The following is a 25,261-nucleotide window of genomic DNA, read 5'->3' as shown; positions in this document are numbered from 1 at the left end:
TTAACCGCCCGCGGTTGAGAAGTACTCACGGGCGCGACAGCGCATACGCCTTCAGGTGCGCCACTTGCTCGGGATCGAGTGAGGGGCGCACCTTTTCGCGTGCCTCGGCCACGTCGGCCGCGGTGACGTCGGCGGCGTCGATGTTGCGGCGCATCGCGGCCAGCGCCGCCTCCCGCAGCAACGCGGAGCAGTCGGCGGCTGAGTAGCCGTCGAGATCGTCCGCCAGCGCGTCGAGGTCGACGTCGTCAGCGAGCGGGACCGCCTTCCCGGACGTCCGGAGGATCGCGCGGCGGGCGTCGCCGTCCGGCGGCGGCACGAACACCAGGCGCTCCAGGCGGCCGGGGCGCAGCAACGCCGGGTCGATGAGGTCGGGCCGGTTGGTGGCGCCGACCACCACCACGTCGCGCAGCGGTTCGACGCCGTCGAGTTCGGTGAGGAGCGCGGCGACCACCCGATCGGCCACCCCGGAATCGGAACTCTGGCCGCGGCGCGGGGCCAGGGCGTCCACCTCGTCGAGGAAGATCAGCGACGGGGCCGAATCCCGTGCCCGCTGGAACAACTCGCGCACCGCCTTCTCCGACGCGCCCACCCACTTGTCCATCAGCTCGGCGCCCTTGACCGCGTGCACACTCAGGTGTCCCGAACTGGCCAGCGCCCGAACGAGATACGTCTTGCCGCAGCCGGGCGGGCCGTAGAGCAGCACTCCGCGCGGGGGGTCGACGCCCAGCCGGGCGAACGAATCCGGGTGCTGCAGCGGCCACAGCACGGCCTCCGTCAGCGCCTGCTTGGTCTCCACCATGTCCCCGACGTCATCGAGGGTGACGCTGCCGATCGCGAGTTCCTCGCTACCCGACCGCGACAGCGGACGGATGACGTCGAGGGCGCCGAGCAGATCGTCCTGCGTCAGCGCCGGCTCGACGGGTTTCCTGGCCGCGCGGGACGCGGCGCGCAGGGCGGCTTCCCGGCACAGCGCTGCGAGGTCGGCTACGACGAACCCCGGTGTGCGGGCCGCGATCGCGTCGAGGGTGACGCCGTCGGTGGGGACCTGGCGCAGCAGCAGTTCCAGGAGAGCCCGGCGGGTGGAGCCGTCGGGCAGGGTGAGGGCGAGTTCGCGGTCGCACAGGTCCTGCCCGCGCAACCTGGTGTCGACCGACTCCGGGTGCGCCGACGTCGCGACGAACGCGACCCCGACGGTGTCGACCGCGCCGCGGAGCTGTTCGATGATCAGCGCCGACACCGGTTCCGGGGTGGACGGCAGCAGGGCGTCGATGTCGGTGATCAGCAGGACCCCGCCGCTGCGGATCGATTCGACCGCCGCGGTGACCCGCTGCAGCCGGGAGCCTGCTTCGAGCGCGCCGGCACTCGGCCCGTCGAGTTCGACCACCCGCCGGGACGCGAGAACCGAACGGGCGAGCGTCGCCTTCCCGACGCCGGCGGGACCTGTCACGAGGACCCCCAGATGGGGGGAGGCCCCGAGCGTGCGGAGCAGCTCGGGTTCGTCGAGTGCCAGCCCGAGCCACTCGGTGAGTTTGGCCGCCTGGGTGTGGGCGCCGACCAGATCCTCGACCGGGACCGGGGGCACGTCCTCGGCGGGACGGACGGGCGGCGCGGGCAGCCGGGACGGCGCCGCGGTCACCGTCGCGCGCACACCCTCCCCCCACCCGACCGCGGTGTTGGGCTGCACGCTCACCGGACCACCGGCCGGGTCGACCCCGGTCACGGTGAGCAGTTCGGACGTCCAGGCGACTCCGAACGTCCGGGACAGGGCCTGGGTCGCGGGGGCGGTACTGGTTCCGGGGCCCAGATCGCGGGGCAGCAGCGACACCGTGTCGCCGACCGTGAGGACCTTGCCGAGCAGGGCGTGACGCAGGGTGACGTCGGAGACGGAGGTGACGGCCAGATTCGAGCCGCTGACCGTCACCGTCTTCCCGCCGTACACGGTCACCGGTGTGACGACGACGGTGCTGTTCTCGGACAGCCCGGCGTTGGACAGTGTCACGTCGTCGAGGAGTGCGGTCCCGGTGGGGGTTCCGGTCGGCGCGCGACCCGCCACCGCGGCGGTGCGGCGCGCGCCGACGAGGGCGATCGCGTCCCACTCGCGGACGCCGAGCGCGGCCAGGGCTTCCGGATGCAGCCGGACCACGCCGCGCCGGGCGTCGGCGGCCGAGGTGTTCAGTCGGACTGTGAGCGCGAGTTCCGGTGAGGTCACGCCGTCGAGCCTACGTGCGGGAGCGAACTACCGGGCCCGGGGACGACGCAGTCCGAGCCGTGCCGCGGATCGCCTGCCGCGGGCGTCGGGCTGACGCCGGATGGCCCGCCGCTCGGACGGCTTGATGTCCCAGGTCTCGGGGCGTGCGGCCACCCACCGCTTGGAATGGACCGCGAACGGAATGTGCACGAGGTACACGGCCACGAGCGCGATCAGCAGGATGTACGGGTAGGTGACCAGGGCCGCCGCCGCGAGCGCCACGAGGACGAGTAGACCGGCCGCCATCCGCGGGGGCACGGACACCGTCTTCAGCGCCAGTGTGGGAATCCGGCTGACGATCAGCGCCGCGGAGATCACGGTCCACGCCACGACGACGGGATACGACGACCACCAGCCGTCACCCCACTGCGCGGCGGCGGCCAGCGGGGTCAGTGCGATCAGCGCACCCGCCGGCGCAGGCACCCCGGTGAAGTACTCGTTGGTGTAGCCCGGCGCGTCGTCCTCGTCGAGGAGCGTGTTGAACCGTGCCAGCCGCAGCACGATGCTCACCGCGTAGATCAGGGCGATGATCCAGCCGAAACTCTGCCCGTCCAGCAGTGTGACGTAGAGGACGAGGGCCGGTGCGACACCGAACGAGATGGAATCGGCGAGCGAGTCCAGTTCCGCGCCCATCTTGCTGGTGGCGTCGAGCAGTCGCGCGATCCGCCCGTCGAGCGAATCGAGGACCGCGGCGGCGCCGATCATGGCCAGCGCCGTCCCCAGATCGCCGTCCAGCGCGAACTTGACGGCGGACAGTCCCGCGCACAGCGCGAGGATCGTGACGACACTCGGCAGGATCCGCACCGCCTGCTGGGGTCGTCCCCTCCGCTGTTGCTTCGCGTTGGCGATCACGGCAGTTGAGCGATGACGGTCTCGGCGCCGATCGTCCGCTGTCCCCGCTCGGCGAGCAACGTGGTGCCCGCCGGGAAGTACGTGTCGACGCGGGAGCCGAACCGGATCAGGCCGTACGTGTCACCGATCGGGAGGGTGTCGCCGACCTTGGCGTCGCAGACGATCCGGCGGGCGAGCAGTCCGGCGATCTGGATGACCGCGACGTCGTGACCCTCCGCCGTGTGCAGCAGCATGCTGTTGCGTTCGTTGACCTCGCTGGCGTCGGCGAGGTCGGCGGACAGGAACTGCCCCGACCGGTGGACGACCTTCGTCACCTCACCGCCGACGGGGCTGCGCTGGACGTGCACGTCCAGCACGGACAGGAAGATGCTGACCCGGGGGAGCGGTTCGGTTCCCATGTCGAGTTCGGACGGCGGGACCGCGGAGTCGACGAGCGCGACCTCACCGTCGGCGGGCGCGACTGCGACGCCGACGCGGTTCGGCGGTACGCGGTGGGGATGCCGGAAGAATGCGGCGCAGGCAGCGGCGGAGGTCAGTGCCCCGCGGCGGACCCACTTGCGGTTGCGGCCGAGGACGGCCACGCCGAGTGGTGCGAGGACGAAGGGCAGCCCGGCCGGATGCAGGGGCGGAACTGCTCCGCGGACGAGGTCGACGATGTGACCGACGCTCGTGGGTTGCGGGGTTCCGGGGGGTGTGGGCTTGCGTGCCACGGGCTCCTCTAACTGTGTTCGGACGGACGTGCTGCCTGCGCGCCATCGCGCCGCACCCACAGATTACGTGAGCGCTTCCGGCTGCAACGGCATCAGGAGAGAGTACGCACTCGCGGGGTCGGATGTGTGAACGGATCGTGGCCGGACGGCGAGGGGCGTGATGGGTCCACCGACCCGGAACGTCAACTGCTCGCCCGGCAGCGCGTCGACGGCTTCGAGGAGAAAACCGGCATTCACCTGCACGTGGAAGCGGACCGGCTGTTCGGTGCCCGGATGGCCGACGACGATCTCGCCCGACTCCAGAACCCCCAGATCCACCCGGTCGCCCGCGTCGGTGAGGAGTGCCCGCAAGGCCGCCGAGGAGAAGGTGTGTTCGATTCCCGGGTCGCGGGGCGACAGGGCGCGATGGTCGGGGAAGGCGCCGTGGACGAGGCCGGTGGTGAGCTGTTCGGTGTCGCAGCGGAGGGTGACGGAGTCGGCGCCCACGCAGACGGTCACCGTCCGGTGGCGCCGCAGCAACCCGGCAGCGTCGTCGAGGAACGTGCACGGGACGACGGCGGAGATCGGTCGGTCCGGCGGTTCGAGCACGGCCGCCGTTCCGACCGCCAGCCGGTAGCGGTCGGTGGTGACGAGCCGCAGCACGTCGTGGTCCGTCTCGAAGAGGCAGCCGCGCAGCACCGGGAAGTCCGAGTCGGCGTCGGCGGCGAACCGCACGGCGCTCACCGCGGCGAGGAGGTCGGCGGTGCGGAGGACGACCCTCGACGCGCGGTCCGCGCGGACGTCGAGCAGTCGGCGAATTCTCGTCAGTTCGCGGCGGGCGTCGTCCAGCCCCTGCTCGAGCCGGTGGAGATGCCGGTCGAGAAGTCCATGGGCGTCGGTGCCGCCCAGCACGGCCGCCATCTCCTTCACCGGCATCCCCACCCGGCGCATCGCGGCGACGAGGACGGCGGCGTCCACCTGCCGGTCGGTGTACCAGCGGTACCCCGTGCGCGGGTCGACCGCGTGCGGGATCAGCACTCCGGCCTTGTCGTAGAACCGCAGCGCGCTGACCGACAGACCGGACGCGCGGGCGAGTTCACCGATGCTCAGCACGGCGTTCACTCTGCCCCGGCGGTCCGACAGTCGCGTCCACTTCGGCCAGTCGCGTCCAGTTCGTCACGGAGCCGGGTGATGGCCCCGCGGATCATCCGCCCATATCCGTCCTCGGCGAGTGACCCGCAGTTCTCCGCCGCCCGATCGAGATGGTGGCGTGCCTCGGCCGACTGTCCGAGGGCGTGATGAGCGGCCGCCGCATTGAGGTGCAGCGACGGGTAGAAACCCGCGACCGACAGCGACGGGTGATGCGCGCGGGCGCGGTCGTCGGTCAGCGAGTCGGCGGCGCGCAGGGCCCGCAGATCCCAGCGCAACTCCTCGGCGGGGTCTGTCTGGACGTCCGCCATGTAGTGGGCCAGCGTGACGACGTGCAACGGGTCCGGCGCGGTGTCGCCGGACCCCTGGAGGGCGTGCCACACCTCCTCGAAGATGTGCCGGGCGCCCTCCCGATCACCCGCTACTGCCCGTCCCTGCCCCTGCGCGATCCTCGCCATGACGGCGTCCGGTGTGTCCATGCGGACCACGCTGAGGCCTCGACGAGGTCGAGGGTCAACCCGGTTACTTGCGCTCGGCTGCCGACTTGATCCGGGCGAGGGTGGTGTTCATGCCGTTCACGAGGTCGACCTCGAAGTCCTCGTTGCCGCCGAGGACGGTCTTGACGAGGAACTGCGACACCTTGGACGTGCCGGTCGGGGCTTCGCGGCGCTCGATGACCTTTGTTCCGCCTGAGGTCGGCTCGAGTTCGTACGACCAGATCGTGCGGTTCTCGAGGATCCGGAAGGCGATGGCCTTGTTGGGCTGGAACTTCACGACCTTCGACGTGGTCGGCCACACGAGCAGGCCCTTGCGGTTGATGTTGACGGTTTTCGTGCCCTCCTCGACGACGCCGCCGAGGACGCGCATCTTGCGGCACTGGGGGCTCCATTCGCCCATCCGCTTCAGATCCGAGACGACAGCCCACACGTCTTGCGGTGTCGCGTCGATGTCGATGCTTGCTTCGAGGGTGGTTGCCATCGGCTGTCTCCAGTCAGGGAAGGTGGTACGTACGGTAACAATTACTTTCGCGTCATGGTAGGCCCTGTGGCCAGAGGAGTGTGCGGTAGGTCACTGAAACCCGGCCCGGACCGCAGTTTTCCAGCACTTCCGCGCGCCTCATCGAAACCGTGTAACCAAACGGGCACGATGGGCGATGAGTCAATAGTGCGACGAACTGTCGCCGATGCAATGGCGCAAATTGGAAAGTTGTCGAGTCGGTGTTCGGAAGTGATCGGTAGTGAATGTTCATTCGATCCTGCGGTGGGACCGCAGCCCTCTCCCTCTACTCGAATCAGCCCGATTGCAAGGACGTCCGTCCTCGTGGCCGAGTGAAAAACTCGAACGTCTGATGACGCCACGCGAAATCGAGGAAGCTCTCCGCGGCCGGTTGTAGACGCGTCGTGGCTCCCGCAATCCCGCCACTCTCCGCCAGGACGCGGGGGAGACTGGGGTTGTGGGAGCCGAAGAGTGCGTCGTGGTCGGAACCGGTGCGGTCTCCGCCGAGGAAGTGGTCCGGGTGGCGCGCCTCGGCGCGCCGGTGCGGATCTCGCGGGACGCGGTGTCGGCGATGGCCGAAACCCGCAAGCGCATCGAGGCGCTGGCCGAGGACCCGAAACCCGTGTACGGGATCTCGACGGGTTTCGGGGCGCTCGCCACCCGGCACATTCCTTTCGCCCTGCGCACGCAGTTGCAGCGCAGTCTCGTCCGCTCGCATGCCGCCGGAAACGGGCCCGAGGTGGAACGCGAGGTCGTGCGCGCTCTGATGCTGCTGCGGCTGTCGACCCTCGCGACCGGCAGGACCGGGGCCCGGCCGGAAGTCGCGCAGGTCTACGCCTCGCTGCTGTCGGCGGGGATTACTCCCGTGGTGCACGAATACGGCAGTCTCGGGTGCTCCGGCGATCTGGCGCCGCTCGCGCACGTCGCGCTCGCGGTGATCGGCGAGGGCACGGTGCGGGATTCGGACGGCGAACTCGTGCCGGCCGCGACAGCGCTGTCCGTCGCCGGGATCGCACCGGTCGTGCTGGAGGAGAAGGAGGGGCTCGCCCTCATCAACGGCACCGACGGCATGCTCGGCATGCTGCTGCTGGCGTGCGAGGACCTGCACGCGCTCCTGCGGCTGGCCGACGTCACGGCCGCAATGAGCGTGGAGGGACTGCTCGGCACCGACAAAGTCTTCGCCCCGGACCTGCAGGCGCTCAGGCCGCACCCCGGCCAGGCCTGCGCCGCCGCGAACATGGCCCGGTTGCTCGCCGGCTCCGAGATCGTGCAGAGCCACGCCAACCCGAGTTGCACCGTGGTACAGGACGCCTACTCGCTGCGGTGCGCGCCGCAGGTCGCGGGCGCCGCGCGGGACACGCTCGCGCACGCGGAGCAGGTGGCGTCGTGGGAACTGGCGAGCGCGATCGACAATCCGGTGGTGACCCTCGACGGCCGGGTGGAGTCGAACGGCAACTTCCACGGGGCGCCGGTCGGGTACGTCCTGGACTTCCTGGCCATCGTCGTCGCGGACGTCGCGAGCATGAGTGAGCGTCGCACCGACCGGTTCCTCGACGTCGCCCGCAATCACGGGCTGCCGCCGTTCCTGGCCGACGACCCGGGTGTCGACAGCGGCCACATGATCGCGCAGTACACGCAGGCCGCGATCGTGTCCGAACTGAAGCGGCTCGCGGCGCCGGCGAGCGTCGATTCGATTCCGTCGTCGGCGATGCAGGAGGACCACGTGTCGATGGGGTGGTCCGCAGCCCGGAAGCTGCGCCGGGCGATCGACGGGCTCACCCGGGTCCTCGCGATCGAGGCGCTGACGGCCGCCCGCGCGCTCGACTTGCGGGCCCCGCTCGCACCCTCGCCGGCGACGGGGGCGGTGCGCGACACGATCCGCGAGCACGTCGCCGGACCGGGAACCGACCGTCACCTCGCTCCGGAGATCGAGGCCGCAGTCGCCCTCGCCGCCTCCGGTGCGCTGGTCGCGAGCGCGGAGGCGGTGGTGGGGCGGCTGGACTGCGTCCGTTGATGGCTCGAGTCTCGAGAACTACCGTGGAATGCAGGAGATGGTCCGCATGACTCTCGCGGAGTTCGACACGCGCCGGAAGACCGTCGACACCGACCGTGGGCCGGTCAGCTACCTCGATTCCGGCGCCGGCCGCGTGGCGTTCTTCATTCACGGCGTCGGCACGTCCGGCTACCTCTGGCGCAACGTGATCCGTCAACTCGAGAACGAACGACGGTGCATCGCCCTGGACCTCCCGCTCCACGGTCACACCCCCGCCGCGCCCGATCAGGACTTCACGCTGGGCGCGCTGGCCGACGTCGTCGCGGCCACCTGCGACGCGCTGGGTTTGGAGACGGTCGACGTGGTCGCCAACGACACCGGCGGCGCGGTCGCGCAGATCTATGCCGCCCGACACCCGGACCGGTTGTCGACGCTGACGCTGACGAACTGCGAAACCCACGACAACGTACCGCCGAAGGCGTTCCTGCCGACCGTGTTGCTGGCCCGGGCGGGACTGCTCGCCCGCATCCTGCCGCCGTTGACGAGGAAGGTGACGAGAGCTCGTACATTGTTGTACGGCATGGGGTATCAGAACGTGCATGCCCTGCCGGACGAGGTCGTGGCGGCGTACGTCGAGCCGCTGCTCGGCACCCGCGACCGCGCGTTGCTCTTCCAGCGCTGGATCGCCTCCCTGCATCCGCGCGACCTGCTCGCGGTCGAGCCGGACCTCGCGGCGCTCGAGGTGCCCACGCTCCTCGTGTGGGGGACCGGGGACATGTTCTTCCGGACCACCTGGGCCTACCGGCTCCGCGATCTCGTTCCGGGAGCGCGGGAAGTCGTGGAGATCCGGGGCGGCAAGCTGTTCTTCCCCGACGAGCGTTCGCGCGAACTGGTGGTCGAACTGCGCCGCTTCTGGGCGGCCCGGTCCTGAGCCGCGCTCAGCGCAGCGGGTCGAAATGCCGCATGACGGACGGCACGTCGCCGCCGGTCATGGAGTCGGCCATCATGCGTCCGGTGAGCGGCCCCAGCGCGATGCCCCACATTCCGTGGCCGCCCGCCACGTGCACACGGGGGGAGCGGGTGGCGCCGACGAGCGGAAGTCCGTCGGTGGTGCACGGCCGGGATCCGACCCACTCCTCTCGACGCGCTTCCCAGTCGATGCCGGTGAACATCGGCGTCGCGGCCGCGATGATCGCCTGTACGCGGCGCGGGTCGAGAGGTGCATCGGGACTGCGGAATTCCATCATTCCGGCGACGCGGAACCGGTCGTGCAGCGGAGTGCACGCCACGCGCTGGGTGGGGAAGTAGATCGGGTTCTTCGGCATCTGATCGGGCTGGACGCTGAAGCTGTATCCGCGGCCCGCCTGCACGAGGGCGCGGACACCGAACGGGCGGGCGAGAGTATTGAGGTGTGCACCGCCGGCGAGGACGACGGAATCGGCGGTCACCGTGCCGCCGGACGCCGTGACCAGCCGGACGCCCGACCGTCCCAGATCCTGCACCGCCGCGACGTCGAAGCCGGACCTGATCTCGCCGCCCCGGGCCCGGACCGCGTCGGCGAGCGAATGGACGAAGCGCGGCGGGTCGATGAAGCGCTGGTTGCGCAACCGCAGACCGCAGTGCACGCCGTCGCCGAGACTCGGTTCGAGAGAGTGGATCTCGTCCCGGTCGACGCGGTCGTACTCAACCTCGCCGCCCGCGGCCTCGACGTGCCGGAACTCGTCGACGAGCGCCTCACGGTCCTCGTCCGACTTGAACGCGGTGAGGAACGGGTCGGCCAGATGGGTGTGCTCCCGCACGCCGCCGTCCGCGAGTTCGTCGTAGGCGCCCAGGGAGATCCGGTTGACCTCGGCGTACACCTTCATCGCCGCCGCCCACCGGGACGGGGTGCAGTGCCGGGCGAAGCCGGCGAGGAAACGCACCAGCCGCAGATCGGTCGTGAACGGAACATAGACCGGCGAGGACGGATTCAGCATCGCGCGCAGGCCGTACCGCAGCACGGCCGGTTCGGGCAGCGGCAGCGTCAATGCCGGTGCGAGCCAGCCCGCATTGCCCCAGGACGCATCCGCCGCGACACCCGTACGGTCGACGACGGTGACGCGCACGCCGCGCTCCTGGAGGAACCACGCCGTGGACAATCCGACGACGCCTGCTCCGACGATCGCGACATGGTCAGGGCGCTGCACTGTGCTCATGACTCCATGATCGGCGGGTGACGGAGCCGGGGCAGTGGCCGTTCGGCCAGTCCCGGACAGCACCCCCTGTGCAATCGGCCAGGGGTCACATATTCCGCAGTCCCGTCAGCTTCAGGTGCAGCATCAGGATGAGCCGGGTGTCGGCGTCGGTCAGGTCCACTTCGCACGAATCGACGCAGCGCCGCAGCCGATTCCTCAGGGTGTTGGGGTGCACGTGCAGCGCCGCGGCGGCATCGGCGACGTCGCCGCCGTGCGCAAGGAAGGCGCGGGCCGTGGCGACGAGATCGGTGCCGTGCTGCTCGTCGTGCCGGGTGAGCGCGGCGAGCGGGGTGAGCTCGCCGAGGCCGTCGAAGATGTCGGCGACGCGCAACGCCAGCACGGACGCGAGACTGTCCCGCATCGTCCCCGCGACACCGCCGGACCTCGTGTGCTGCAGCACGGTGAGCACCCGATCGGCGTCCCCGCGCGACAGGTGCGCCTGGCTGGCCGTGCTCACCTCGCGCCCGACGGCGACGACGAACGCAGCCCCGCTGCGGGCGCGACCGAGGAAGTCCTCGGCGAGGCGCCGGACGTCTTTCTCCGACGCGGCGATGACCACGTAGATGACGTCGTCGAGCTGGGCTGCCACCGAATCGACCGCCAGCGTGTCGAGGTACAGGCCGAGGGAGGCGAGCAGACCGGAGGGCAGCGGGCGCCCGACCGCGACGGGGGCGGCCGCCGCGACGGTCAGCCGTCCCTCCAGCCGGAGGTCGTCGGCGGCGCGGAAGGCGGGCTCGCCGCCGTTGATCAGCGCGCGGACCCGGTCGACCTGCATCCGGCGCGTCACGTCCACCCTTTCCCGCTCCGCCGCGATGTGCTCCGCGACGACCGGGACCGCGGACCGCAGGATCGATTCCTGTTCCGGGGTGGGGGCCGACGTCATCGCCGCCCAGATCGACCCCACCGACCGTCCCGCGTCCCGCACCGCGATCACCGCGCGGGGAGTCATGTTCGGCAGTCGCATGTCCACGTAGAAGACGTCGGCGTCCCGGTGCAGACGCTCGAAGACGCCCGCGTCTTCGAGGAGTTGCCGGTACTTCCCGGGGACCTGCCGTCCCAGGATGGTCTCGATGCGCGCTTGGTCCACGGCCTGCTCGCCGCTCGAATAGGCCAGGACCGTCGAGTTCTCGTCCTCGATCGTGATCGGGGCGCCGATCAGCTCGGCCAGCGACCCCGCCACCGTGAACAGGTCTTCACCGCGCAGGTCCATGGGGCGAGCCTAGTTGGCGGGCGCGGTCCGGCCGGGTCTTCGCCGCGGTTCCGTGTCATCGAGACACGGCACTCCGGGTCCTGGCGGTGGCCACCCGTCAGGGGCATTGTGGGGGTATGGCGGCGACGCAGGGCGGAACCGGAACGATGACCGCGTGGCGCGTGGTCGCTCCGGGCCCCGTCGCGGGCCACCCGCTGGAACGGGGAAGCGAACCCGTTCCCGAGCCGGGACCGGGCGATCTTCTCGTGAAGGTTCTGGCGTGCGGAGTGTGCCGGACCGACCTGCACGTGACCGAGGGGGATCTTCCCGTGCACCGGCCCCGGGTGACTCCCGGTCACGAGGTGGTGGGGGAGGTTGCCGCACTGGGTGATTCGGTGACCGGGTCCTTCGCCGTCGGAGACCGTGTGGGGATCGCCTGGCTCCGGCACACGTGCGGACAGTGCGCGGCCTGCCTGCGCGGTGCGGAGAACCTGTGCAGGCAGTCGCAGTACACGGGATGGGACGCGGACGGCGGGTACGCCGAATTCGCGACGGTCCCGGCCGGCTACGCGCTGCACCTGCCGGAGGGCTACACGGACACCGAACTCGCCCCACTGCTGTGCGCCGGGATCATCGGCTACCGGGCACTCGAACGCGCCGCGGTGCCCGTCGGCGGCGCGCTGGGCATCTACGGGTTCGGCGGCAGCGCGCACCTCACCGCCCAGGTCGCGGCAGCGCGTGGCGTCCGGGTGCACGTCATGACGCGAGGGGCGCAGGCCCGGGCGCTGGCCGAACGGCTCGGGGCGGCATCCGTGCAGGGCGTGCGCGACGTGCCGCCGGAGCCCCTCGACTCCGCGATCCTGTTCGCCCCGGTCGGCGACCTGGTGCCCGTCGCGATGGAGGCGCTCGCCGACGGCGGCACCCTCGCCGTCGCCGGCATCCACCTCACCGACATCCCCGCGCTCGAGTACCAGCGGCACCTGTTCCGGGAACGGCAGATCCGCAGCGTCACCGCCAACACCCGTTCGGATTCCGTCGAATTCCTGCGCATCGCAGCGGAACACCGGCTGAGCATCGACACCCACCCGTACCCACTCGACCGCGCCGATCGGGCCCTCCGGGACCTGTCCGGCGGAAAGTTCAGCGGTGCAGCAGTTCTCGAGCCGTAGAGGGAGAGAGATATGAGCGAACATGCAGGGGCACCCGTCGTCGTCGGTATCGACGGTTCCCGCGCCGCGCTCGATGCGGCGCGCTGGGCCGCAGGCGTGGCGGTCCGGCTCGGCGCCCCGCTCCTGCTCGCCCACACGTACCCGGACGAGGCCACGTTCTACAACGGCACCGCCATGATGATCGACGCCCAGTTCATCCAGGAACTGCGCGAGGACGGCAATACGATGCTCGACGCCGCCACCGCCGCCGCCCTGCAGGATCGGCCCGGTCTCGCCGTCGAGCGCGACGTCCGATCCGGCACCGCGGCATCCCACCTGATCGAGTTGTCGCGGGCGGCGCGGATCGTGGCGGTCGGCGCGCAGGGTGCGGGCGCCGTCACCGATTATCTCCTCGGATCGACGGTCCTCCGAACGGTCAACCACGCGCACAGCCCGGTCGCGGTGGTCCGGGGAGCGCCGGCACCGGCGTCGCCGGACACCCGCCCGATCGTCGTCGGCGTGGACGGCAGCAAGGTCAGCGAGAAAGCCGTCGAGGAGGCGTTCGCGCTCGCGTCCGCGTTCGGGGTCGGCCTGGACGCGGTGCACGCGTGGAGCGGGGAGAAGCAGCACGGACTCGCGCACGCGTCGAAGTACGTCGACTGGGCCGCCTACGAGGAAGCGGAGAAGGCGGTCGTGTCCGAATGCCTCGCCGGTATCCGGGACGAGTACCCCGACGTTCCGGTGACCGAGGTGACGACGCAGGGGGCGTCCGCCGACATCCTGCTGCGGCACGCGGCGACCGCGCAACTGCTGGTGGTCGGAAGCCACGGCCGGGGCAAGCTGATGGGTGCCCTGCTCGGATCCGTCAGCCAGAATCTCGTCCACCACGCCCCCTGTCCCGTCCTCGTGTGCCGGACTCGGCAGTGATCCCGGGATACGCTCCTGTCATGGCTGGGGTCGAGGGTGTCCTGCTCGATATAGACGGTGTGCTGGTTACGTCGTGGCATCCGATCGACGGCGCCGCCGCCGCGGTGCGGGAGGTGCGCGAGCGCGGACTCGCGTGCGCGTACCTCACCAACACGACGTCGAGGACGTGCGACGAGATCGCCGACGCTCTGCGGTCGGCGGGCATCGAGGCCGACTCCGGCGAGATCGTCACCGCGGCCCGGCTCACCGCCGAGTACGTCCGGTCGACCTATCCCGGTTCGCGGGCCTGGGTCCTCAACAGCGGCGACATCACCGCCGATCTGTCCGGCATCGAACTGGACGACGAGAACCCGGAGGTGGTGATCCTCGGCGGCGCAGGGCCGGAATTCACCCACGGCGCACTCAGCCGCGTGGTCGAGCTGATGCTCGACGGCGTCCCCGTCGTCGCGATGCACCGGGGCACCACGTGGGCCACCCACGACGGGCTGCGCATCGACACGGGCACTTACCTCCCGGGTATGGAGGAGGTCGCGGGAACCAACGTCGTGTCTGTGGGCAAGCCGTCGCTCGCCGCGTTCCTCACCGCCACCGATCTGATGGGCACGGGTCCGGACGTGACGATGATGGTCGGCGACGACCTGACCGGTGACGTCCTCGCCGCGCAGCGGGTGGGACTCACCGGTGTGCTGGTGCGAACGGGCAAGTTCCGCCAGTCGATTCTGGACCTCGCCGCGCAGCGGCCGGACCACGTCGTCGACTCGGTCGCGCAGCTGCCGAAGCTCCTCGACGAACTCGCCTGACCGGGGTCCGCGACGAACCGGCCCGGAGCGGGTACTCTCGCGGCGAATCCTCCAATTCGACGTTCCCAGAAGGAGCTTCCATGCTCGCTGTCTCCACCCCCGTCACCTCGACCGCCTCGGCATCGCGTACTCGTATCTCGTCTCTGTTCGGCCGACGGCTGGCACGTGTGGGAGCGGCGATGGCCGTCGGTCTGGGTGTCGCGGCGGGTATCTCGGTGGCCGGCGCAGGCGTCGCCGGTGCCGCCCCCGTCAACTGCGTCTCCCCGCCGTCGGCAAACGACGTCCAGGTGTCGGACACCGCGAGCTGCGGCGCCAAGGCGACCGAGGCAGGCACCGCCCGCGCGATGGCCGCGGACAGCGGCACCGCGGTGAGCGTCGCCAACGGACACAGCGGGGCCACCACGTACGCCAACGGATACGGAACGTCGCTCGGTGCGTCGACGGGCTCGGGTCAGGCGTACGCGGTCTCGCTCGGCGGCGGCATCGCCCGTTCCGGTGCGGCCGACGGCACCACCACCGTCGCGATCGCGGGCTGGGGTTCGGGTGCGACGGCCGACGCGAACGGCGTGGATTGCGTCGGCGCGCTGTCCCTCGCCTTCAACCTGAACACCGGTCAGGTCTGCGCGATGCGCTGATCGCCCAAGCGCAGCGCTTCCGTCCCGACCTTGCACTCACCCTGTTCGAGTGCTAAAAATGCACTTGGCACTCGCCGCGGGTGAGTGCCAGGTCGGGACGGTGAGACCGGGAACCAAAGACACCCCTGGTCGTCCGTCGCGGGCACCGAACTCGGCCGAAGGCGTAAATGAGGCGACCCGAACAGCGGTCGCCTTGTGTGTCACCCCCAATCCGGAGGATCACTTCGCAATGGCCAAGATCATCGCGTTCGACGAAGAGGCCCGTCGCGGCCTCGAGCGGGGACTCAACGCCCTCGCCGACGCAGTCAAGGTGACGTTGGGCCCCAAGGGTCGCAACGTCGTGCTCGAGAAGAAGTGGGGCGCCCCCACGATCACCAACGATGGTGTGTCCATCGCCAAGGAGATCGAGCTCGAGGACCCCTACGAGAAGATCGGTGCCGAGCTGGTCAAGGAGGTCGCCAAGAAGACCGACGACGTCGCCGGCGACGGAACCACCACCGCTACCGTTCTCGCCCAGGCGCTCGTCCGTGAGGGCCTCCGCAACGTCGCTGCCGGCGCCAACCCGCTGGGTCTGAAGCGCGGCATCGAGAAGGCCGTCGAGGCCGTCACCGTGTCTCTGCTCGAGACCGCCAAGGAGATCGACACCAAGGAGCAGATCGCTGCTACCGCTGGTATCTCCGCCGGCGACCCGTCCATCGGCGAGCTCATCGCCGAGGCCATGGACAAGGTCGGCAAGGAAGGCGTCATCACGGTCGAGGAGTCCAACACCTTCGGCCTGCAGCTCGAGCTCACCGAGGGCATGCGCTTCGACAAGGGCTACATCTCGGCGTACTTCGCCACCGACCCGGAGCGTCAGGAAGCCGTCCTCGAGGACGCGTACATCCTGCTCGTGAGCTCCAAGATCTCCACGGTCAAGGATCTGCTGCCGCTGCTGGAGAAGGTCATCCAGTCCGGCAAGCCGTTGGTCATCATCGCCGAGGACGTCGAGGGCGAAGCCCTGTCCACCCTGGTGGTCAACAAGATCCGTGGCACCTTCAAGTCCGTGGCCGTCAAGGCTCCCGGCTTCGGTGACCGTCGCAAGGCTCAGCTCGCCGACATCGCCATCCTCACCGGTGGCGAGGTCATCAGCGAAGAGGTCGGACTCTCCCTGGAGACCGCCGGACTCGAGCTGCTCGGCCAGGCACGCAAGGTCGTCATCACGAAGGACGAGACCACCATCGTCGAAGGCGCGGGAGACCCCGAGGCCATCGCCGGTCGCGTGTCCCAGATCCGCGCCGAGATCGAGAACAGCGACTCCGACTACGACCGCGAGAAGCTGCAGGAGCGCCTGGCCAAGCTGGCCGGTGGCGTTGCAGTCATCAAGGCCGGCGCTGCCACCGAGGTGGAGCTCAAGGAGCGCAAGCACCGCATCGAAGATGCCGTGCGCAACGCCAAGGCTGCCGTCGAAGAGGGCATCGTCGCCGGTGGTGGCGTGGCTCTGCTGCAGTCGGCTCCCGCACTGGACGACCTGAAGCTCGAAGGTGACGAGGCCACCGGTGCGAACATCGTTCGCGTCGCCCTCGAAGCACCGCTGAAGCAGATCGCCTTCAACGCGGGCCTCGAGCCCGGCGTCGTTGCCGAGAAGGTGCGCAACCTGCCCGCAGGTCACGGCCTCAACGCCTCGACCAACGAGTACGGCGACCTGCTCGAAGCCGGCATCAACGACCCGGTCAAGGTCACCCGCTCCGCGCTGCAGAACGCAGCGTCCATCGCGGCTCTGTTCCTGACCACCGAGGCCGTCGTCGCCGACAAGCCGGAGAAGGCCGGAGCGCCCGTGGGCGACCCGACCGGCGGCATGGGCGGTATGGACTTCTAAAGGCGGCTACGCCTCCCGTGAGTGGCTGAGGAGTCTCCGGACTCGTCGACCGCTTACGGGCACGAAGTGCTCCGACAGAGCCCGGGACACCAACTGGTGTCCCGGGCTCTGTCGTGTGCGGACGTCATTCAGTGGCCTGCCGGCATCAGCATCCAGGCTGCGAGGTAGACGAGGGCCGCGGTGCCTCCGGTGACCAGTGTGGCCACCACGGTGAGCAGCCGGACGAGGTTGACGTCCACCGAGAAGTACTCGGCGACGCCGCCGCAGACGCCTGCGAGCATCTTCTGGCTGTCGGAACGAGTGAACTGGCGGGGAGTGTTGCTGTCGAATGTCATGCCTCCATCCTGTTCGGCGAATCCGGCGCGCACCATCGGGATGTACCCCGATCTGCACCCTGGTCTTTCACCCTGAACTGGAGCGACGCGCCGAAGAGCTCGATATCCCACACAATGGGTCGAATTGGTGTAAAGATGGGAATTTTTATTTGCATCAATCTTAATTCTGGACAAAAGGGATGCGCATACCACGGTCGGCGAAGAGATGTGCGAAATTGCCCATTCATCGTTTCTTCAGCGGGAAATTCAAGGGCAATGCCAAGAAAAGGTTCGGAAATGATGAGCCGAAGTATGTTCTGTCGCTCTTCGATTACGGACGCCGGGATCCGAGAGGCGGGATCTCGGCATATACCCTGGCAGTGCGGCATGTTCGCGAGGTAATTGGGGATTAGCCGGTCTCTATTCGCCGGTTCTTTGTTAAGTCAACGATCGCAAATGTTTACCACTTCGTGCTTATTCGGAGCGAAAACTCGGGTACAAATGACGGAGCCCCTGATCGCAGGGGGGAGTTAGAAAATCCACTGCGTCGAATAGGAGTAATACTATGTCCGACAGCCTTCTGGGTCTGCTCGAAGCACTCACCACACTGATCGGCTTCCTCGGGTCCGTCGGGGGATAGGGACACCCCGTTTCGACCCCACTTCTGAACGAGAGCTGGAGTTCACATGACATCATGTGAGCTCCAGCTCTCGCCTCTACGGAGTCGGGCAGGCGACGTCGCAGCGAAGGAGAACGATGGTCAACCGCACTGCAGCGGGTAGGTACGGGATGCGCTTGGCGCTCGCGGTCGCTCTGACGACGGCCATTCCCTGCCTCGGGGTCCAGGCGTCCGCTTCCGCCGATCCCGCCGAAGACGCCACCGTCGCGGCCGGCGGCTCCCACCTGGTGAGCACCGACCCGATCGACGACCGGCAGTCGACCATGCACGTGTACTCGGCCTCCATGGGCCGGGAGATTCCGCTGCGCGTGATCACCCCCGCGGACACGAGCGCCCCGAGGCCGACGCTGTACCTGCTCAACGGTGCGGGCGGCGGCGAGGACTCCGCCACGTGGCAGGCCCGGACCGACGTCGTCGACTTCTTCGCCGACAAGAACGTCAACGTCGTCACGCCGATGGAGGGCGCATTCAGTTACTACACGGACTGGGAGCAGACCGACCCCGAACTGGGCAACAACAAGTGGACGACGTTCCTCACGCAGGAACTTCCGCCGATCGTCGACTCCGCGCTCGACACCAACGGCGTCAACTCGATCGCCGGCATCTCGATGGCCGGTAGCTCCGTGCTGAGCCTGGCGCAGTCGGCTCCCGACCTGTACCAGAGCGTCGGCGCCTACAGCGGGTGCGCGATGACCAGCACCGACCCCGGCCGCGCGTACGTACAGATGGTCGTCGAGGGTCGCGGCGGCGGCGACACCTCCAATATGTGGGGCCCTGACGACGGTCCTGGCTGGGCCGCCAACGACCCGTACGTCAACGCGGAGAAGCTGCGCGGACTCGACATCTACGTCAGCAACGGATCCGGGCTGCCCGGGGCGGGCGATCAGCTGAACGCACCGGGAATCAACGGCGACGTCGGAACGCTCGCCAACCAGATCCTCGTCGGCGGCGTCATCGAGGCCGCCACCAACCAGTGCACCCACGCGCTGGCGGACAGACTGAACGAACTGCAGATCCCCGCGACGTTCGACTTCCGGCCGACCGGCACCCACTCCTGGACCTACTGGCAGGAAGACCTGCACAAGTCGTGGCCGATGCTTGCCGCGTCGATCGGCCTGTAGCGTCCGGTCTCGGAACAGAATCGACCCCCGCAGATCCCGGATCTGCGGGGGTCGAGCCGTCTAGTCTGACGAAGTGGAGACAGTACCGATCCAGATGCCCGACGGAACTACCACTCCGGTTCGCCTGTTTCCCGGCCCGGACGACGCCCCCGTGATCGTGGTGTTTCCCGGCCTGGGAATTCCGGCCGGCTATTACGAACCCTTCGCCGAGGAACTCGTGTCCCGGGGTTTCAACGCGGCGATCGGCGAACTCCGCGGCCAGGGCGACAGCCGGCCCCGGCCGAGCAGCGACAGCACGTACGGCTACCACGAACTGGTGTCCCTGGACTTTCCCGCGATCTTCGAGGTGGTGCGCGAGCGCTTTCCCGCGGCGACGCCGTTCCTGCTGGGGCACAGCATGGGTGGTCAGCTCGGCGTGATGTACGGGGCGCGGATCCGCGGCCGGCTCGGCGGGATCGTCCTCGTCGCGTCGGGGTCGCCGTATCACCGAGGATTCCCCGGGATCCATGCCCCGCGGATGCTCGTCGGCGCGGCGGCGATGTCGATGACCGCCAACCTCGCCGGGTTCTGGCCCGGCGACAAACTGGACATCGGCGGGTTCGGGCGGCAGTCGAAGGTGCTGATCACCGATTGGTCGCGGTTCGCCCGCACCGGCAGGATCGAACCCGACGGCGCCGACATCGACTACGAGGAACGCATCGCCCGGCTGAAACTGCCGGTGCTGTCCGTGACGGTCGAAGGCGACGATCTGGCTCCGGAATCGGCGGCGAAGAACCTCCTGGCGAAGCTTCCGAACGCCGACGTCACTCTGTGGCACCAGCCGCAACCGCTCGGCCACAACGGGTGGATCCGCGAGCCCGCGAGCACCGTCGACCGGATCGTCGACTGGATCCACGACCACACCTGAGCCGTGAGTACTTGTCAACCGCCGGCGGTTGACAAGTACTCACGGGCGGGTGAGCATCTCCCACAGGAACGTGAACGTGAGCGCCGATTTGAATGCGGCCTGCGCGTTGTCCGCGGCCCCGCCGTGGCCGCCCTCGATGTTCTCGTAGTACCAGACCTCGTGGCCCTGCTCCTCGAGCAGCGCCGTCATCTTGCGGGCGTGGCCGGGGTGGACCCGGTCGTCGCGGGTGGAGGTGGTGACGAGCATCGGCGGGTAGTCGGCGGCTGCGTCGGTGTTCTGATAGGGCGAGTACTCGCTGATGAACTTCCAGTCGTCCGGGTTGTCCGGATCGCCGTACTCCGCCATCCACGACGCCCCGGCGAGCAGCAGGTGGTACCGCTTCATGTCGAGGAGCGGAACCTGGCACACGATCGCGCCGAACAGTTCCGGGTAGCGGGTGAGCATGACGCCCATGAGCAGTCCGCCGTTGCTGCCGCCCTGGATTCCGAGCTGCTTCGACGTCGTGATGCCGCGGGCGACGAGGTCGCGGGCGACGGCGGCGAAGTCCTCGAACGCCTTGTGCCTGCCCTCCCGCACCGCCTGGGTGTGCCACGACGGGCCGTACTCGCCGCCGCCGCGGATGTTCGCGACCACGTACGCGCCGCCCCGTTCGAGCCACGCGAACCCGACCGAGCCGCTGTACCCGGGGACCATCGAGTTCTCGAAGCCGCCGTAGCCGTACAGCATGGTGGGGCAGGGTCCGGTCACGTCGTCGCGGCGGACGACGAAGTAGGGGATCTCGGTTCCGTCGTCGGACACCGCGAAATGCTGCGACACCGACATGCCGTCCGCGTCGAAGAACGAGGGCGCCTGCTTGACGGGTTCGAGCGCACCCCCGACCGAGCCGTACAGCAGCGTCGCAGGGGTGGTGAATCCGCTGGAGTTGACGAAGAAGTCGTCGCCGGTGCGCGGATCGGTGCTGATGATCCCGCTCGCCGTGAGTTCCGGGACCCCGTCGAGAGGCTTCTCCTCCCACCCGGTGTCGTTCGGCGTCAGCACCGACAGCTTGGTCTGCACGTCCGACAGCCGCACGAGGAGGAGGTGGTTCCTGGTCCACGTTCCCTGTTCGAGCGACGTGTGCTCGTCCGGCGTGAACAGTGGCGTCAGCTCACGGGATCCGCCGAGGAAGTCGGTGTAGTTCGCGGCGAGCAGCGAACCGGCCGGGTAGACGACGCCGTCCACCTGCCAGTCGGTGCGCGGACGGATGGTCAGCCACTCGCGGTACACGGACGTGCCCGCGTCGTCCGGGGTGTCGATCCGGACCTTCGACCCGTCGGGGAGCAGTTCGTAGCGTTCGGAGTTGTAGAAGTCCATCGACCGGCCGACGAAGTGCCGCTCGTACCCGGGGGTGTCGTCGTACGACGCGCCGACGGACACGTCGGTGGTCTCGCCCTCGAAGACGGTGACCGCCTCGGTGAACGGTGTGCCGCGCTGCCAGCGTTTCGCGATTCTCGGGTAGCCGGAGTCGGTCATCGAACCTTCGCCGAAGTCGGTGCCGACGTACACGGTGTCCTTGTCGATCCAGCTGATGCTGGTCTTCGCCTCGGGGACGTCGAAGGCGTGGTCGCCGCCGACGAATTCGCGCTTCTCGAGGTCGAATTCACGCACCACGGACGCGTCGGCGCCGCCGCGCGAGAATGACAGCAGGGCACGTGACTGCTCGGGTCGCAGCACGCTGGCGCCGGCCCACACCCAATTCTCGCCCTCCCGTTCGGCGAGTGCGTCGACGTCGAGCAGGACGTCCCACTCGGGGTTCTCGGTGCGGTACTGCTCGAGCGTCGTGCGCCGCCAGATGCCCCGCTTGTGTTCGCCGTCGCGCCAGAAGTTGTACAGGTACTCGCCGCGCATGCCCGCGTAGGGGATCCGGTCGTCCGTGTCGAGCACGTCCAGGATCCGGCTCTCCAGCGCGGAGAACCCGGCGTTCTCGGTGTACTCGGCGAGCGTGCGGGCGTTGCGCTCCCGCACCCAGTCGAGTGACCGTTCCGCGGTGACATCTTCGAGCCAGAGGAAGGGATCCGTCATGGCGCCATTCTTGCAGGCGGTGTCGTGCCTGGTCGCGGCGGCAAAGGTGTGACGCATGAGGCTACTCGCGGGTAATGCGACCGCGTGCAGACAGCGAATCGGGACGGGACTACCCTGAACAACCGTGACCTCACACTATGACGTCGTTGTCCTCGGAGCCGGTCCCGGTGGGTACGTCGCTGCTATCCGCGCGGCACAACTGGGATTGAGCACTGCCATCATCGAGCAGAAGTACTGGGGCGGTGTGTGCCTGAACGTGGGCTGCATCCCCTCGAAGGCTCTTCTCCGCAATGCCGAACTGGCGCATCTCTTCACAAAAGAGGCCAAGTTGTTCGGTATCTCGGGTGAGGCGTCCTTCGACTTCGGCGCCGCGTTCGACCGCAGCCGCAAGGTTGCCGAGGGCCGCGTCAAGGGCATCCACTTCCTGATGAAGAAGAACAAGATCCCCGAGTACGACGGCAAGGGCACCTTCACCGACGCCCACACCATCGAGGTCGAGCTGACCAAGGGCGGCACCGAGACGGTCACGTTCGACAACGCGATCATCTCCACCGGGTCCACCACCAAGCTGCTGCCCGGCACCTCGCTGAGCAAGAACGTCGTCACCTACGAAGAGCAGATCATGACCCGGGAGCTGCCCGGATCGATCCTCATCGTCGGCGCGGGCGCGATCGGCATGGAGTTCGGATACGTCCTCAAGAACTACGGGGTCGACGTCACCATCGTCGAGTTCCTCGACCGGGCGCTGCCGAACGAGGACGCGGACGTGTCCAAGGAGATCGAGAAGCAGTACAAGAAGCTCGGCGTCAAGGTCGTCACCGGTGCCGCGGTGCAGAGCATCGACGACGACGGCTCCAAGGTCACCGTCGCGATCAAGAACAACAAGTCCGGCGAGACCGAGACCGTGGTGGTCGACAAGGTCATGCAGTCCGTCGGGTTCGCTCCCCGCGTCGAGGGCTTCGGTCTCGAGAAGACCGGGGTGCAGCTCACCGACCGCGGTGCCATCGGCATCACCAACACGATGCAGACCAACGTGCCGCACATCTACGCCATCGGTGACGTGACGGCCAAGCTGCAGCTCGCGCACGTCGCGGAGGCGCAGGCCGTCGTCGCCGCGGAGACCATCGGCGGTGCGGAAACCCTGCCGATCGACGACTACCGGATGATGCCGCGCGCGACGTTCTGCCAGCCGCAGGTCGCGAGCTTCGGGCTGACCGAGCAGCAGGCCAAGGACGAGGGCTACGACGTCAAGGTGGCGACGTTCCCGTTCGCCGCGAACGGCAAGGCGCACGGCCTCGGTGACGCCACCGGATTCGTCAAGCTGATCGCCGACACCAAGTACGGCGAGCTGATCGGTGGGCACCTGATCGGCCCCGACGTCTCCGAGTTGCTGCCCGAGCTGACCCTCGCGCAGAAGTGGGACCTCACGGTCAACGAGCTGGCCCGCAACGTGCACACCCACCCGACGCTGTCCGAGGCCCTGCAGGAGGCCATCCACGGCCTCGCCGGGCACATGATCAACTTCTGACCCGAACACCGAGAGGGCCCGCACAGTCTCTGTGCGGGCCCTTGTCGTCTCTCACCGGGCTGCTTCCGCGATCCGATGGCGAAGTGTCCGTTCCGATGGCATCGTGGGGAAGATGACCATGCCGGACAGCACGCCAGAAGGATCCGAGGGCGAGTACAGCCTGGACGAAGAAGACCAGTTGCAGCCAGAGGACACGTTGGTCGACCGAGGCGTGGACGACGTTCTCGACGAAGGGTATTCGCCTCCGGAGAAGCCGCTCGGGCTCGACGCGTTCGGAACGACGGCCGCCGAGCAGCGCGAAGGGGAGACCCTCGATCAGCGGCTCGCGGAGGAGGAACCGGATCCGGCGTTCGAGGAGGACGACGACGCCGAGATCCTCGACGACAACGAGGTCGGACGGCAGCGTTCGGGCCGGCTTCTCGCCGAGGACGAGGGTTCCGGGGCGGACGAAGAGAAAGATCTGGTCGCGTCCGACATCGGGATCGACGGGGGAGCGGCGTCGGCCGAGGAGGCCGCGGTCCACATCGTCGACGAAGAGTCCGATCTCGACGACCTCAGCTGACGCGATCGGCGTCGTACTTTTCCTGCGCCGCCCTGACGTCGGGCACGCGCGATTCGACCAGTTCGATCAGGTCGATCAGGCGTGAACCGACCTCGGCGCCGAGCGGCGTAAGGCTGTATTCGACCTTCGGGGGGATGGCCTCGAGCACCTCGCGGACCACCAGGCCGTCTCGTTCGAGTGCTTGCAGTGTCTGCGACAGCATGCGTTCGCTGACGCCGTCGACGCGCCGGCGGAGGGCGCTGAATCGATAGTTGCCCTCGGTCAGTGCCGCGAGCGCGAGCACACCCCAGCGGCCGGTGACGGTCTGCAGGGTCTCGCGCGACGCGCAATTGCGTGCGAAGACGTCGGCTTCGAGGGTGCGGTCGTCACTGTCCTGTGCTGGGTGCGCGGGCTTGGACATGCGCCCAGTGTATCCCACGAACAGGAAGCACTTACTGAACTATTTGCACTTACGAAAAATTAGTGCATGATGGAAAGTGAGCTTGAACAGTCAACTCGCACCACTACGCGCTAGGAGTTCGTCATGACCATCGCCGTCACAGGAGCAACCGGACACCTCGGCAGGCTCGTCGTCGAGGCACTGCTCGACAAGGGCACCCCCGCCACCGACATCGTCGCCGTGGTCCGCACCCCCGCCAAGGCCGAAGGCCTCGCGGGCAAGGGGGTCGAGATCCGGCAGGCCGACTACGGCGACCGCGCCGCACTCGAGACCGCATTCGCCGGCGTCGACAAGCTGCTGCTCGTCTCGGGCAGCGAGGTCGGGCAGCGGATCGCCCAGCACGCCAACGTGATCGACGCCGCGAAGGCCGCCGGGGTCGGCTTCGTCGCGTACACCAGTGTCCTCGACGCGCAGAACTCCCCGCTCGGACTCGCCGTGGAACACCGCGCCACCGAGGATCGTCTGGCGCAGTCCGGGATCGACTTCGCCCTGCTCCGCAACGGCTGGTACTGGGAGAACTACCTCGGCAGCATTCCCGCGGCCGGCGAGACCGGTGCGCTGTTCGGAAGTACCGGAACGGGTGTCGTCGCCGCCGCGGCCCGCAAGGACTACGCCGAAGCGGCGGCCGCCGTCCTGCTCGCCGACGGGCAGGCCGGCAAGGTCTACGAACTCGGTGGCGACGAGCGGCTGACGTACAGCGAACTGGCAGACGTCATTTCCTCCGTCATCGGAAAGTCGGTGTCGTACAAAGACCTTCCGCAGTCCGAGTACGCCGCGGTGCTCGAGGGTGCCGGACTGCCCGCACCGGTCGCGAGCATGCTCGCCGATTCCGATGCGGGAGTCGCCGTCGGCGCCCTCGACACCGAGAGCGGCGACCTGCAGACGCTGATCGGTCGCAACTCGACCCCCGCTGCGAGGGCCCTCGGCCTGTGAGT

General features: G+C 68.7%; 23 protein-coding genes. 12 read left to right on the top strand and 11 right to left on the bottom strand.

The window, feature by feature from the left end; translation table 11 throughout:
• Positions 1 to 25 precede the first annotated feature (25 nt).
• The 6 genes from ROP_RS09335 to ROP_RS09310 form a co-directional block, all read right to left on the bottom strand.
• Positions 26 to 2,209: an AAA family ATPase gene (locus tag ROP_RS09335; RefSeq protein WP_012689081.1), complete on the bottom strand. Its 2,184-nt coding sequence runs from the start codon at positions 2,207 to 2,209 to the stop codon at positions 26 to 28.
• Between the two features lie 27 nt (positions 2,210 to 2,236).
• Positions 2,237 to 3,100 (bottom strand): CDP-diacylglycerol--serine O-phosphatidyltransferase, encoded by an 864-nt coding sequence (pssA, locus tag ROP_RS09330; protein ID WP_012689080.1) that lies wholly within the window; start codon positions 3,098 to 3,100, stop codon positions 2,237 to 2,239.
• A complete protein-coding gene (locus ROP_RS09325) occupies positions 3,097 to 3,810 on the bottom strand; it encodes a phosphatidylserine decarboxylase (RefSeq protein WP_012689079.1) in 714 nt (237 codons plus the stop codon). The genes pssA and ROP_RS09325 overlap by 4 nt, the downstream gene beginning before the upstream one ends.
• Before the next feature lie 63 nt (positions 3,811 to 3,873).
• Positions 3,874 to 4,911: a MerR family DNA-binding transcriptional regulator gene (locus ROP_RS09320; RefSeq protein WP_012689078.1), complete on the bottom strand. Its 1,038-nt coding sequence runs from the start codon at positions 4,909 to 4,911 to the stop codon at positions 3,874 to 3,876.
• A complete protein-coding gene (locus ROP_RS09315; RefSeq protein ID WP_012689077.1) occupies positions 4,908 to 5,417 on the bottom strand; it encodes a hypothetical protein in 510 nt (169 codons plus the stop codon). Before ROP_RS09315 ends, ROP_RS09320 begins: the two co-directional genes overlap by 4 nt.
• Before the next feature lie 43 nt (positions 5,418 to 5,460).
• Entirely contained in the window at positions 5,461 to 5,916 is a 456-nt protein-coding gene (locus ROP_RS09310; RefSeq protein WP_012689076.1) for an SRPBCC family protein, read from the bottom strand.
• 475 nt (positions 5,917 to 6,391) lie between these two features.
• On the opposite strand from ROP_RS09310, the gene hutH reads away from it, so the two are divergent.
• Both hutH and ROP_RS09300 read left to right on the top strand, forming a co-directional pair.
• Positions 6,392 to 7,948 (top strand): histidine ammonia-lyase, encoded by a 1,557-nt coding sequence (gene hutH / locus ROP_RS09305; protein ID WP_012689075.1) that lies wholly within the window; start codon positions 6,392 to 6,394, stop codon positions 7,946 to 7,948.
• Between the two features lie 46 nt (positions 7,949 to 7,994).
• The gene (locus ROP_RS09300; RefSeq protein WP_012689074.1) at positions 7,995 to 8,858 is read left to right on the top strand and encodes an alpha/beta fold hydrolase; all 864 of its coding nucleotides are present in this window, start codon (positions 7,995 to 7,997) and stop codon (positions 8,856 to 8,858) included.
• A 7-nt stretch (positions 8,859 to 8,865) separates the two neighbouring features.
• Here the strand turns inward: ROP_RS09300 and ROP_RS09295 are convergent, their stop codons facing one another.
• A complete protein-coding gene (locus ROP_RS09295; RefSeq protein WP_012689073.1) occupies positions 8,866 to 10,122 on the bottom strand; it encodes an NAD(P)/FAD-dependent oxidoreductase in 1,257 nt (418 codons plus the stop codon).
• An 85-nt stretch (positions 10,123 to 10,207) separates the two neighbouring features.
• A complete protein-coding gene (locus ROP_RS09290; RefSeq protein ID WP_012689072.1) occupies positions 10,208 to 11,371 on the bottom strand; it encodes a helix-turn-helix domain-containing protein in 1,164 nt (387 codons plus the stop codon).
• A 146-nt stretch (positions 11,372 to 11,517) separates the two neighbouring features.
• Between ROP_RS09290 and ROP_RS09285 the strand changes: the two genes are divergently transcribed.
• From ROP_RS09285 to groL, 5 genes are all read left to right on the top strand, one after another.
• The gene (locus ROP_RS09285) at positions 11,518 to 12,519 is read left to right on the top strand and encodes a zinc-binding alcohol dehydrogenase family protein (RefSeq protein WP_012689071.1); all 1,002 of its coding nucleotides are present in this window, start codon (positions 11,518 to 11,520) and stop codon (positions 12,517 to 12,519) included.
• Between the two features lie 12 nt (positions 12,520 to 12,531).
• Positions 12,532 to 13,425, top strand: a complete 894-nt coding sequence (locus ROP_RS09280) for a universal stress protein (protein WP_012689070.1) — start codon at positions 12,532 to 12,534, stop codon at positions 13,423 to 13,425.
• 20 nt (positions 13,426 to 13,445) lie between these two features.
• Positions 13,446 to 14,225 carry an HAD-IIA family hydrolase gene (locus tag ROP_RS09275; protein ID WP_012689069.1) on the top strand — a complete coding sequence of 260 codons (780 nt, stop codon included), beginning with the start codon at positions 13,446 to 13,448 and terminating at the stop codon, positions 14,223 to 14,225.
• 80 nt (positions 14,226 to 14,305) lie between these two features.
• Positions 14,306 to 14,860, top strand: coding sequence for a DUF6764 family protein (locus tag ROP_RS09270; RefSeq protein WP_043824483.1), 555 nt, complete (start codon positions 14,306 to 14,308; stop codon positions 14,858 to 14,860).
• Between the two features lie 229 nt (positions 14,861 to 15,089).
• Positions 15,090 to 16,715 (top strand): chaperonin GroEL, encoded by a 1,626-nt coding sequence (gene groL / locus ROP_RS09265; RefSeq protein ID WP_012689067.1) that lies wholly within the window; start codon positions 15,090 to 15,092, stop codon positions 16,713 to 16,715.
• A 128-nt stretch (positions 16,716 to 16,843) separates the two neighbouring features.
• On the opposite strand, the gene ROP_RS09260 is transcribed toward groL, so the two are convergent.
• Positions 16,844 to 17,050 carry a PspC domain-containing protein gene (locus ROP_RS09260; RefSeq protein WP_012689066.1) on the bottom strand — a complete coding sequence of 69 codons (207 nt, stop codon included), beginning with the start codon at positions 17,048 to 17,050 and terminating at the stop codon, positions 16,844 to 16,846.
• A 735-nt stretch (positions 17,051 to 17,785) separates the two neighbouring features.
• On the opposite strand from ROP_RS09260, the gene ROP_RS09255 reads away from it, so the two are divergent.
• Positions 17,786 to 18,829 carry an alpha/beta hydrolase gene (locus ROP_RS09255; RefSeq protein ID WP_012689065.1) on the top strand — a complete coding sequence of 348 codons (1,044 nt, stop codon included), beginning with the start codon at positions 17,786 to 17,788 and terminating at the stop codon, positions 18,827 to 18,829.
• Positions 18,830 to 18,902: 73 nt separating this feature from the next.
• Entirely contained in the window at positions 18,903 to 19,736 is an 834-nt protein-coding gene (locus ROP_RS09250) for an alpha/beta hydrolase family protein (protein WP_012689064.1), read from the top strand.
• A 39-nt stretch (positions 19,737 to 19,775) separates the two neighbouring features.
• Here the strand turns inward: ROP_RS09250 and ROP_RS09245 are convergent, their stop codons facing one another.
• Positions 19,776 to 21,854: a prolyl oligopeptidase family serine peptidase gene (locus ROP_RS09245; RefSeq protein WP_269454437.1), complete on the bottom strand. Its 2,079-nt coding sequence runs from the start codon at positions 21,852 to 21,854 to the stop codon at positions 19,776 to 19,778.
• A gap of 67 nt (positions 21,855 to 21,921) precedes the next feature.
• Between ROP_RS09245 and lpdA the strand changes: the two genes are divergently transcribed.
• Positions 21,922 to 23,325, top strand: coding sequence for a dihydrolipoyl dehydrogenase (gene lpdA, locus ROP_RS09240; protein ID WP_012689062.1), 1,404 nt, complete (start codon positions 21,922 to 21,924; stop codon positions 23,323 to 23,325).
• A 112-nt stretch (positions 23,326 to 23,437) separates the two neighbouring features.
• On the top strand, positions 23,438 to 23,887 hold the full coding sequence (locus ROP_RS09235) for a DUF5709 domain-containing protein (RefSeq protein WP_012689061.1): 450 nt from the start codon (positions 23,438 to 23,440) through the stop codon (positions 23,885 to 23,887).
• Here the strand turns inward: ROP_RS09235 and ROP_RS09230 are convergent.
• Positions 23,880 to 24,287 carry a winged helix-turn-helix transcriptional regulator gene (locus ROP_RS09230; RefSeq protein ID WP_012689060.1) on the bottom strand — a complete coding sequence of 136 codons (408 nt, stop codon included), beginning with the start codon at positions 24,285 to 24,287 and terminating at the stop codon, positions 23,880 to 23,882. The two genes, ROP_RS09235 and ROP_RS09230, sit on opposite strands and share 8 nt — an antisense overlap.
• A gap of 123 nt (positions 24,288 to 24,410) precedes the next feature.
• On the opposite strand from ROP_RS09230, the gene ROP_RS09225 reads away from it, so the two are divergent.
• Entirely contained in the window at positions 24,411 to 25,259 is an 849-nt protein-coding gene (locus tag ROP_RS09225; RefSeq protein ID WP_012689059.1) for an SDR family oxidoreductase, read from the top strand.
• Positions 25,260 to 25,261 lie beyond the last annotated feature (2 nt).

The sequence above is a fragment of the Rhodococcus opacus B4 genome (assembly GCF_000010805.1).
Taxonomy (GTDB): Bacteria; Actinomycetota; Actinomycetes; order Mycobacteriales; family Mycobacteriaceae; genus Rhodococcus_F; species Rhodococcus_F opacus_C.
Note: the sequence above shows the minus strand (reverse complement) of the source record. Positions and strands in the feature narration are given on the sequence as shown.